Source organism: Marinitenerispora sediminis, from assembly GCF_003336425.1.
GTDB lineage: Bacteria > Actinomycetota > Actinomycetes > Streptosporangiales > Streptosporangiaceae > Marinitenerispora > Marinitenerispora sediminis.
Map to the genome: position 1 here is coordinate 1 of NZ_QEIO01000173.1, position 9792 is coordinate 9792.

Annotated in this window: 6 protein-coding genes and 3 pseudogenes; 7 read left to right on the top strand and 2 right to left on the bottom strand. The window is 74.3% G+C overall.

Annotation, left to right across the window (positions count from 1 at the left end; genetic code table 11):
* The first annotated feature begins 202 nt into the window (after positions 1 to 202).
* Entirely contained in the window at positions 203 to 700 is a 498-nt protein-coding gene (locus DEF28_RS23330) for a DUF2975 domain-containing protein (RefSeq protein ID WP_114398577.1), read from the top strand.
* On the top strand, positions 700 to 924 hold the full coding sequence (locus tag DEF28_RS23335) for a helix-turn-helix domain-containing protein (protein WP_114398578.1): 225 nt from the start codon (positions 700 to 702) through the stop codon (positions 922 to 924). The genes DEF28_RS23330 and DEF28_RS23335 overlap by 1 nt, the downstream gene beginning before the upstream one ends.
* Before the next feature lie 123 nt (positions 925 to 1047).
* On the opposite strand, the gene DEF28_RS23340 is transcribed toward DEF28_RS23335, so the two are convergent.
* Together DEF28_RS23340 and DEF28_RS23345 are read right to left on the bottom strand one after the other, a co-directional pair.
* Positions 1048 to 1299 carry a type II toxin-antitoxin system Phd/YefM family antitoxin gene (locus DEF28_RS23340; protein WP_114398579.1) on the bottom strand — a complete coding sequence of 84 codons (252 nt, stop codon included), beginning with the start codon at positions 1297 to 1299 and terminating at the stop codon, positions 1048 to 1050.
* Positions 1300 to 1350: 51 nt separating this feature from the next.
* Positions 1351 to 6033 carry an ATP-dependent helicase gene (locus DEF28_RS23345; protein WP_181874338.1) on the bottom strand — a complete coding sequence of 1561 codons (4683 nt, stop codon included), beginning with the start codon at positions 6031 to 6033 and terminating at the stop codon, positions 1351 to 1353.
* Between the two features lie 95 nt (positions 6034 to 6128).
* Between DEF28_RS23345 and DEF28_RS23350 the strand changes: the two genes are divergently transcribed.
* The 5 genes and pseudogenes from DEF28_RS23350 (at position 6129) to recX (ending at position 9394) form a co-directional block, all read left to right on the top strand.
* Entirely contained in the window at positions 6129 to 6323 is a 195-nt protein-coding gene (locus tag DEF28_RS23350; protein WP_114398581.1) for a DUF3046 domain-containing protein, read from the top strand.
* A 232-nt stretch (positions 6324 to 6555) separates the two neighbouring features.
* Positions 6556 to 7206: pseudogene (gene recA, locus DEF28_RS28995) on the top strand (recombinase RecA); the annotation flags it as partial.
* A 3-nt stretch (positions 7207 to 7209) separates the two neighbouring features.
* A pseudogene (locus DEF28_RS29000) lies at positions 7210 to 8271 on the top strand (intein-containing recombinase RecA); the annotation flags it as partial.
* A 9-nt stretch (positions 8272 to 8280) separates the two neighbouring features.
* Positions 8281 to 8832, top strand: a pseudogene (locus DEF28_RS29005) (recombinase RecA); the annotation flags it as partial.
* A gap of 4 nt (positions 8833 to 8836) precedes the next feature.
* Positions 8837 to 9394, top strand: a complete 558-nt coding sequence (gene recX / locus DEF28_RS23360; protein WP_233515500.1) for a recombination regulator RecX — start codon at positions 8837 to 8839, stop codon at positions 9392 to 9394.
* Positions 9395 to 9792: the final 398 nt, after the last annotated feature.

Here is a 9792-nt window from a genome sequence, read left to right on the forward strand (position 1 = left end):
CCCTACCACCCCTCGGGGTACGGGACGCCGACCCCGCCGCCCGGCGCCGCCGGTTATCCGCAGGCCGGCTGGACCGGATCGAACCCGTCCTGGCCGACCCAGCCGCCCGGCCCGCCGCCCCACCGGCACTGACCTACCGGCACTGACCCGCACGGAGACGCATTCGATTGACTTTCGATAGACATGTATCGATAATCGATACATGAACCAGTTCTTCGTCGCCACGCTCCGGGCCGGCATCGTCGCAGCGATCCTGATCGGACTCTTCGGGCAGATCGTCGTCATCCCGACGACGGCGGCCGACGAGGTCGCACGGTTCCCGCCCTACGCCCCGTTCGCCGGCCCCTACGTGACCGTGGCGATCATCGGCGTCGCCTGCGTCCAGGTGGCCTTCGCCGCGGCGTGGATGCTGCTCGCCATGCTCGGACGCGACGCGCTCTTCAGCCCCAAGGCCTTCCGCTGGGTGGACGTCATCATCGGGGCCACCGTCGTGGCGACCCTGCTCGCCGCCGGGGTCGCCGTGCACCTCGCCGTGGCCGAGATCCCCTCTCCCACCGACAACATGCAGGCGATCGGCGCGCTGGGCGCCGCGGTCGTGACCGCCGGCGGTGGCGCGGCATTCGCGATGCTGCTCGTGCTCATGCGCGGTCTCCTGCGCAAGGCGACGGAACTGCAGGCCGAGATGGCCGCGGTGGTCTGATGGCGATCATCGTCGACCTCGACGTCCAGCTCGCCAAACACAAGCTGTCGGTGGGCGAGTTCGCCGCCGCCGTCGGCATCACGCCCGCCAACATCGCCGTGCTGAAGAACGGCCGCGCCAAGGCCGTGCGGTTCACGACGCTCGACGCGATCTGCCGCACACTCCAGTGCCAGCCCGGCGACGTGCTGCGCTGGGTGCCCGACGACGAGGCGGACGACGGCTAGCTAGCGGGCGCGGTGCTGTTGTCCTCGATGCGGGCGCTGGTGCTTCGAGGAGCTTGCGGTCTTCTGTCCGCCACCCGCAGGTGTCCCAGGCGAAGGCTCAGGCGGACACGTCCCGGACGACGTTCATTCGACGATCTCGCGCTGAACGCCGCCGCCGGACTCCAGGCGTGCGATGGCGGTGACCAGCCGGCGTGCGTTCTCAGGGCTCTGGAGGAGGTAGGCGGCCTCCTGGAGCGACTGGTAGTCGGCGAGTGCGACCATCACGACGGGTTCGTGGCCGGCGCGGGTGATGACGACCTCCTCGCGGTCGTTCACCACGGAATCGAGGGTCTCCGCGTACTTCGCGCGAGACTCGGAGTAGCTCATGGTTCGCATGGGACCTCCTGGGTGGAGAAGTTCGGGTGCGGAAACCGCTGGCCGCGCCGGTCACCGGCGCAGCCGCAGCCCCCTCGGCGTCGCGTGGAAACCGGCCTTCGTCAGCGCCGCCGCCAGTGGGGTGTCGAAGACCGGCACTCCGTCGGCGCGTTCCACCGAGAGCGCCTCCAGGCCGCCCTCGTGCACGGCCGACGCGAGGGCGGCGGCGGCCCTGGTCAGCGCGTCGGGGCCGGCGCCGAAGGTCAGCACCGTCCGGCCGCCGCGCTCCACGTACAGCACCAGCTCACCGCCGTCCAGCACCACCAGCGCCCCCGCCTTGCGGCCCGGGCGGGCCGCCACGTCCGGCCGGTCCGGCCAGGGGAGGGCGGCGCCGTAGGCGTTGGCCGGGTCGGTGGCGGCCAGGACCAGCGCCGGCCCCGTGTCGGTGGCAGCGGCGAGCGAGCGCAGCTCGTCGACCGCGCCCGGGAGGGCGAACTGCGCGGCGCCGAGGCCGTCCACGAAGTAGCCGCGCCGGGCCCGGCCGGCCTCCTCGAAACCGCGCAGGACGGGGTAGACGCTGCTGAACCCGCCCCCACCGGCCTCGCCGGCCCGCCGGTCCTGCTCGGCCACCACCAAGCCGCGGGTGAGCACGCCGTAGCGGTCCAGCAGGGCGCCGGCGCCCGCGTGCGCGCGGCGGGTCGGATGGGCGTCGCGCGGCGGCAGCGCCGACCAGCGCCCGGCGACGGTCGGCGGGCCGGTGCGGGTGGGCATCGCGGGGCGCCGCCGCCGGCCGCGGTGCGCCGTGCCGCCGGCGCCCAGCACCGCGCGCAGCGGAGCCAGCGTGTCGTTGCTGACGCGTCCCGCCCACACCAGGTCCCACAGCGCCGCCACGAGGGCGGCGTCCGAGGCCGCCGCCGTGCCGAGCTCTCGGGCCGCCCGGTCCGCGATATCGCGGAAGAACAGCGCCCCGCCGCCGTCCAGGGCGGACAGGACCGCCGCGTGCAGCGGGGAGCCGTCGAGTGCGGCGGCCTCCGGCAGCACCAGCGGGCCCTCCTCGGCCGGTGCGAGGCAGACCCAGCCGTCGTTGCCGGCCAGCCGGCCCGCCCCCGCCCACACGACCTCCCCGGCGGCCGTGAGCTCGTCCAGCATCGCGGGGGCGTAGTCCGCCGCCCGGGCGGGCAGCACCAGCGACTCCAGCGCGGAGGCTGGGACGGGCGCGCCGCGCAGCGCCTCGACCGCCGTGAACACCGCGTCCGGCCCGCGCAGCCGCTCACGGGCGCGCGGACCCGCGCCGGACGGCGGTGCCACGTGCTGCCAGACCGGGAGGAACCGGGCCAGCGCCCGCTGGGGGACCGGCTCCACCTCGCGGCGCAGCCGGGCGACGGAGCGGCGGCGCAGCGTCCGCAGCACCTCCGGGTCGCACCACTCCGTCCCGCGGCCGCCCGGCCGGAACCCGCCCTCCACGAGGCGGCCCGCGGCGGTGAGCCGCCGCAGCGCCTCGGCGGCCACCGCGCGGCCCAGGCCGAACCGCGCCGCGACCTCCTCGGCGCCGAACGGCCCGTGCGTGCGGGCGTAGCGGGACACCAGGTCGCCGAGGGGGTCGCCGACCGGCGCGCCGAACGCCTCGGCCGTGCCCGCGAAGGCGCGCGGCCCGCCGTCGGGCCCGCCGGCGGCCGGCTCCGCGCCGGCCAGCCATCCCGGCAGTTCGACGCCGAGCGCGTCGCGCAGCCGCGCGGCGTCCTCGACCGCCGCCCACCGCGGGACCCCCGCCACGCGGACCCGGACCGCGCGCCGGTGCGCGGCGAGCTCGGCGAACCACTCCGGGCGCACCCCGCGCTCCGCCCCCTCGTCGGCGTCCAGCGGACCGAGGAGCCGCAGCAGGTCGGCGGTGTCCTCCACGCCGTGCTCGGGCCGGGCCCGGCGGTCCGGCGCGCGGCGCTGCAACTCCGCCTCGTACTCCGCCAGGACCTCCGGGTCGAGCAGTTCGCGCAGGTCCGCCTGGCCGAGCAGTTCGGCGAGCAGCGCGGAGTCCAGCGTGAGGGCCTGGGCGCGGCGCTCCGCGAGCGGGGCGTCGCCCTCGTACAGGAACGCCGCCGTGTAGCCGAGGAGCAGCGACTGCGCGAACGGTGAGGCCCGCGGAGTCTCGACCTCCACCACCCGCACCCGGCGGGCGGCGAGGTCCGACATCAGGGCGGCCAGACCGGGGACGTCGAAGACGTCGCGCAGGCACTCGCGCACGGCCTCCGCGACGATCGGGAACGAGCCGTAGCGCGACGCCACGGACAGCAGCTGGGCGGAGCGCTGGCGCTGCTGCCACAGCGGCATCCGCCGGCCCGGGTGGCGGCGCGGCAGCAGCAGCGCCCGGGCCGCGCACTCCCGGAACCGGGACGCGAACAGCGCCGATCCGCCCACCTCGGCGGCGACGGCGTCCTCGACGCCCTCCGGGTCCAGCGTCAGCAGCCCGGCGAGGGTGCGCGGCACCTGGCGCGCCTCGTCGACATCGGGCAGCCGCAGCACCAGGCCGTCGTCGCCGTGCACCACCTGGGCGTCCATGCCGTAGTGCTCGCGCAACCGGGCCGCGACCACCAGCGCCCACGGGGCGTGCACCCGGGCGCCCAGCGGCGAGTGCACGACCACCCGCCAGTCGCCGAGCTCGTCCCGGAACCGCTCGACCACGATCGTGCGGTCGTCCGGGACCGCGCCGGTGGCCGCGTGCTGCTCGGCCACGTAGTCGGCCAGGTTGCCGGCGGCCCACCCGTCCAGGCCGGCGGCCCCGGCGCGCTCGACGGCCGCCGCGCGGTCCAGGCCGGCCAGCTCGCGGGCGAGCCCGCCGATCGCCCGGCCCAGCTCCATCGGCCGGCCGAGCGCGTCGGCCTTCCAGAACGGCAGCCGGCCGGGCCGGCCGGGCGCGGGGGAGACCAGGACGCGGTCGGCCGTGATGCGCTCGATCCGCCAGGAACTCGCGCCCAGCACGAAGACGTCGCCGACCCGCGACTCGTACACCATCTCCTCGTCCAGCTCGCCCACCCGGGTGGGCGCCGCCCGGGTCCCGGAGCCGCCCGCCGGCCCGCCGACCAGGTGCACGCCGTAGCTGCCGCGGTCGGGGATGGTCCCGCCGCTCGTCACCGCCAGCCGCTGCGCACCCGGGCGGCCCCGGAGCGTGCCCGCCTCGCGGTCCCACACCAGGCGCGGCCGCAGCTCCGCGAACTCGTCGGAGGGATAGCGGCCCGCCAGCATGTCCAGCACGGCCGACAGCGCGGAGTCGGGCAGCGCGGCGAAGGGGGCGGCGCGGCGCACCAGCTCCGCCAGGTCGGCGACGGTCCACTCGTCCATGGCGCACATCGCGACGATCTGCTGCGCGAGGACGTCGAGCGGGTTGTGCGGCGCCCGCAGCTCCTCGATCTCGCCGCGGCGCATCCGCTCGGCCACCACGGCGGCGGCCAGCAGGTCACCGCGGTACTGCGGGAACACCACGCCCCGCGAGACCTCGCCCACGTGGTGGCCGGCCCGGCCCACCCGCTGCAGCCCGCTCGCCACCGACGGCGGCGACTCCACCTGGACCACGAGGTCCACCGCGCCCATGTCGATGCCCAGCTCCAGGCTGGAGGTGGCGACCACGCACGGCAGCCGGCCGGCCTTCAGGTCGGCCTCGATGGCGGCGCGCTCGCCCTTGGAGACCGAGCCGTGGTGCGCGCGGGCCACGACCCGTCCCGCGCCGCCGCCCTGGCCGGCCTGGCCCATGAGCTCGGCCGGCACCGCTCCGGCCCCGTCCGCGGCCTCCGGGGCCGCCCGCTCGGCGGCGAGGTCGTTGAGGCGGGCGCACAGCCGCTCGGCGACCCGGCGGGAGTTGGTGAACACGATCGAGGACCGGTGCCGCTCGACCAGGTCGAGGACGCGCTCCTCGACGTGCGGCCAGATCGACGTCCGGGCCTTGGTCGCGCGGTCGTCGCCGCGGGCCGGCGCCACGGCGGCGCCCAGCTCGGCCATGTCCTCCACCGGTACGGTGATCCGCAGGTCCAGGGACGGCGTGCTCGGCGGTGCCACCACGGCCGCCGGACGGGTGCCGCCGAGGAAGGTCGCGACCTCGGCCGCGGGACGCACGGTCGCCGACAGGCCGATCCGCTGCGCGGGGCGCTCCAGCAGGGCGTCCAGCCGCTCCAGGCTGAGCGCCAGGTGGGCGCCCCGCTTGGTGCCCGCGAGGGCGTGCACCTCGTCGACGATCACCGTCTCGACCCCGGCGAGCCCGGTGCGGGCCCGCGAGGTGAGCACCAGGAACAGCGACTCCGGAGTGGTGACGAGGATGTCGGGCGGCCGGGTGGCCAGCGCGCGGCGCTCCTCGGCAGGGGTGTCCCCGGTGCGGACCCCGACCGAGGGCCGCCGCACCGGCGCGCCCGCGGCCTCCGCCGCCCGCTGGATGCCCGACAGCGGCGCCCGCAGGTTGCGTTCGATGTCGACGGCCAGCGCCTTCAGCGGCGACACGTAGAGCACCCGGCACCGCCGGGCCCGGTCCGCCGGCTCCGGGGAGCGCGTCAGCCCGTCCAGCGCCCACAGGAACGCCGCCAGTGTCTTCCCCGAGCCGGTGGGCGCGACCACCAGGGTGTGCCCGCCTCCGGCGACGGCGTCCCACGCGCCGAGCTGCGCGGGGGTCGGTCCGTCCGGGAACGCCCGCCGGAACCACGCGCGGGTGGCCGGTGCGAACCGGTCCGGGAGCTCCCGACCGCCGGCGCCGGGCTCTGTGCTCGTCCCTCCAGTCACCCTTCCAGTGTGCCCGCAGGCGGTGACAGCGGCGGGGCCGCGCGGCGGGAGGGACCGGGTGACACGGCCCCCCGCGGCGTCGATACTGGGAGGTGATGAGACTTTCGCACTTCTGGCAGCGGATGAACGAGCAGTTCGGCGAGGTCTACGCCGAGAGCCTGGCCCGCGACTACGTCATCGAGGAACTCGGCTCGCGCACCGTGCGCCAGGCGCTGGACGACGGCATGGCCGCCAAGGAGGTCTGGCAGGCCGTCTGCGAGGCGTTCCGCCTGCCCGCCTCGGCGCGCTGAGCGGGCGGCGGGGCTGCACGGCAGGGGTTCCCCGGCACGCTCCGGGGTGCGTGGCCGCAGAGAATCGAACACAGGTTCGGGTACAGTGGTACGGGTACTCGACTCGGCGGCGTCCGCGTCACCTGCGGACACGGTGACCGCCGAACCCGGTCGGGGGCGCGCCCTGCGGTCGTCCACAGGCCGGCGATGATCGTCGCGAACTGTCGTCGTCGCCGCGTAGCGTCGTCCCGACATGAAAAAGAAGACATCGACCCAACAGGGGTTCCCCGTGGCACCAGCTGCTGACCGAGAGAAGGCTCTCGAAACCGCGCTCGCGCAGATCGAGCGCCAGTTCGGCAAGGGCTCGATCATGCGCCTCGGCGACGACGACCGCCCGCCCATCGAGGCGATCCCCACCGGGGCCATCGCTCTCGATGTCGCCCTGGGCATCGGGGGCATCCCCCGGGGTCGCATCGTCGAGATCTACGGTCCGGAGTCCTCCGGTAAGACCAGCCTCGCGCTGCACGCGGTCGCCAACGCCCAGCGCGCCGGCGGCATCGCCGCGTTCATCGACGCCGAGCACGCGCTCGACCCGGAGTACGCCAAGAAGATCGGCGTGAACACCGACGACCTGCTGCTGTCCCAGCCGGACACCGGCGAGCAGGCGCTGGAGATCGCCGACATGCTGATCCGCTCGGGCGCGGTCTCCGTGCTCGTCATCGACTCGGTGGCCGCGCTGGTGCCCCGGGCCGAGATCGAGGGCGAGATGGGAGACAGCCACGTGGGTCTGCAGGCCCGGCTGATGTCCCAGGCGCTCCGCAAGATCGCCGGTGCACTGCACCAGACCGGCACCACCGCCATCTTCATCAACCAGCTGCGCGAGAAGGTCGGCGTGATGTTCGGGTGCATGCATTACAACACCCGCGTCACGCTCGCCGACGGCACGCAGGAGAAGATCGGCAAGATCGTCAACCAAAAGCTGGACGTCGAGGTCCTTTCCTATGACCCCGACCTGGACCAGGTGATCCCGCGCCGGATCGTGAACTGGTTCGACAACGGCAAAACCGACCACTTCCTGCAGTTCACCGTCGCCAAGTCCGGCGGAAACGGCAAGTCCCAGTTCGCCGCCACCCCGAACCATCTCGTGCGTACCCCGGGCGGATGGCGCGAGGCGGGCGAGCTCATCGCCGGCGACCGGGTGCTGACCACGGAGAAGCGTTACCTCAGCGAGCAGCAGCGCCAGGTGATCTACGGGTCGATCATGGGCGACGGCAACCTCTCGCCGAACCGGCGGGGGCGCACCGGCGTGCGGTTCCGCATGGGCCACGGGGAGAAGCAGGCGGCCTACCTCGACTGGAAGGTGTCGCTGCTCGGCAACGTCTCGCACTCCCGCACGACCAACGCCAAGGGCGCGGTGTTCGCCGACTTCCGCCCGCTGCCCGAGCTCCAGGAGCTGCACGAGGTGGTGTACTTCGGCGACGGCAAGAAGCACCTCACCTGGGAGTTCCTCAAGGCGCTGACTCCGCTGGCGCTGGCCGTCTGGTACATGGACGACGGCTGCTTCACACTCCGGTCGAAGGGCGTCCAGGCGCGGGCCGAGGGCGGCAGCGGCCGGATCGAGATCTGCGTCGAGGCGATGAGCCCCGGATCCCGGCAGCGGCTGGTCGAGTACCTGCGGGACACCCACGGACTCGACGCCAAGCTGGTGCTGCGGGGTTCCGCCAAGAAGAACTTCGTCCAGTTCAGCACGGCCGCCTCGGCGCAGTTCCAGAAGCTCGTCGCGCCCTACGTGCACGAGTCCATGGCCTACAAGCTGCTGCCGCGGTACCAGGGCCAGTGCGCCGTCGAGCCGCGGTTCGAGGAGCCGGCCGACCAGCTGGTCGCCGCGCCGATCCTCGACGTCCACGTGAAGCCCGAGACCCGCGGCATGCACCGCTTCGACATCGAGGTGGAGGGCTCGCACAACTACTTCGTCGACGGTGTCATGGTGCACAACAGCCCCGAGACCACCACTGGTGGCCGGGCGCTGAAGTTCTACTCCTCGGTGCGGCTGGACGTGCGGCGAATTGAGACACTCAAGGACGGAACCGATGCTGTCGGAAACCGCACTCGTGTGAAGGTTGTGAAGAATAAGGTCGCCCCGCCGTTTAAACAGGCCGAATTCGACATCCTGTACGGTGTCGGCATTTCTCGCGAAGGCGGACTGATCGACCTCGGTGTCGAGCACGGCATCGTGCGCAAGTCCGGCGCCTGGTACACCTACGAGGGCACCCAGCTCGGTCAGGGCAAGGAGAACGCGCGCAACTTCCTGCGCGAGAACGTCGACATGTCCAACGAGATCGAGAAGCGGATCAAGGAGAAGCTCGGCGTGCCCACCGGCGGCGACGACAGCGCCTCCGCGCCCGCCGACGCCGCGGCGCAGGCGGGCAAGGACGGGGCCAAGGACGGCGCCGCGGCCAAGGAGCCGGTGACCGCAGCGGCGGCCAAGCGCACGGCGCGGAGCAAGGCGAGCCCCGCCGCGGAGGGCTGATCGGGTGACCGCCGACCAGGAGTGGGAGCACCCTCCGGCCGCGCGGGAGCGGCCGGAGGAGGATCCCGAGGCCGTGGCGCGCGCCGTCTGCCTGCGTATGCTCACTGGCGCGCCGCGCACCCGGGCACAGCTGGAGCGTGCGCTGGCCCGGCGGGGCATCCCGGAAGAAGTGGCCGAGACGGTACTCGGCCGGTTCGGGGAGGCCGGGCTGATCGACGACGCCGCGTTCGCCGAGGCGTGGGTCGACTCCCGGCACGCCGGGCGAGGGCTGGGGCGGCGTGCGCTCGCCGCGGAGCTGCGGCAGCGCGGGGTCGCCGACGAGACCGTGCGCGAGGCGGTCGAAGAGCTCACCCCGGAGCAGGAGGAGGCCACCGCGCGCCGGCTGGTACGGCGCAGACTCGACGCCACCCGCGGTCGGCCGGTCGAGGTCCGGGTGCGTCGCGTCATGGGCATGCTGGCGCGCAAGGGATATTCCGCCGGGCTGGCGTACCGGCTGGTCCGTGAGGAACTGGAGGCCGTGGAGGAGGAGCTGGCCGGCTTCGAGCCCCCCGACCTGGACTGAGGCGGGCCTCCGCACTCCACACCGAGCCATGCGCGACCCGATCCGTGCGCCATCACCCGGGCGGCAGCGCTCCCAGACGCTTGCCGCGGTCCCGCAGCGGGTCCTAACCTCGCCGCAGCGAGGAGTCAACTCCGCGCCCAGCGGGTAGCCATACGCTCAACGGGCAACGTGCGTACCGGGATGCACAACCGCGGCCTGTCCGCCGCGGCCGGTGCCGACGCTGCCCGCCCCCTGTCCTCCGTTCCCGGCCCCGGAAGACGGGGCGTCGCGGCCGCCGAAGGGCGGCCGCGCGGGCGATGAGCGGCCGGGGGACGCGGGCACGGTAGGGGGTAGGGCCATGGGCGGGACGACCACCCTGCTGGTCATCGGTGGTCTGGTCGTCCTGGGAGTGGCGGTGG

Bases quoted from the DNA above. Each gene is read 5' to 3' on its own strand.
- DEF28_RS23330 (WP_114398577.1), top strand. From the start codon at position 203: ATGAACCAGTTCTTCGTCGCCACGCTCCGGGCCGGCATCGTCGCAGCG.
- DEF28_RS23335 (WP_114398578.1), top strand. From the start codon at position 700: ATGGCGATCATCGTCGACCTCGACGTCCAGCTCGCCAAACACAAGCTG.
- DEF28_RS23340 (WP_114398579.1), bottom strand. From the start codon at position 1,299: ATGCGAACCATGAGCTACTCCGAGTCTCGCGCGAAGTACGCGGAGACC.
- DEF28_RS23350 (WP_114398581.1), top strand. From the start codon at position 6,129: ATGAGACTTTCGCACTTCTGGCAGCGGATGAACGAGCAGTTCGGCGAG.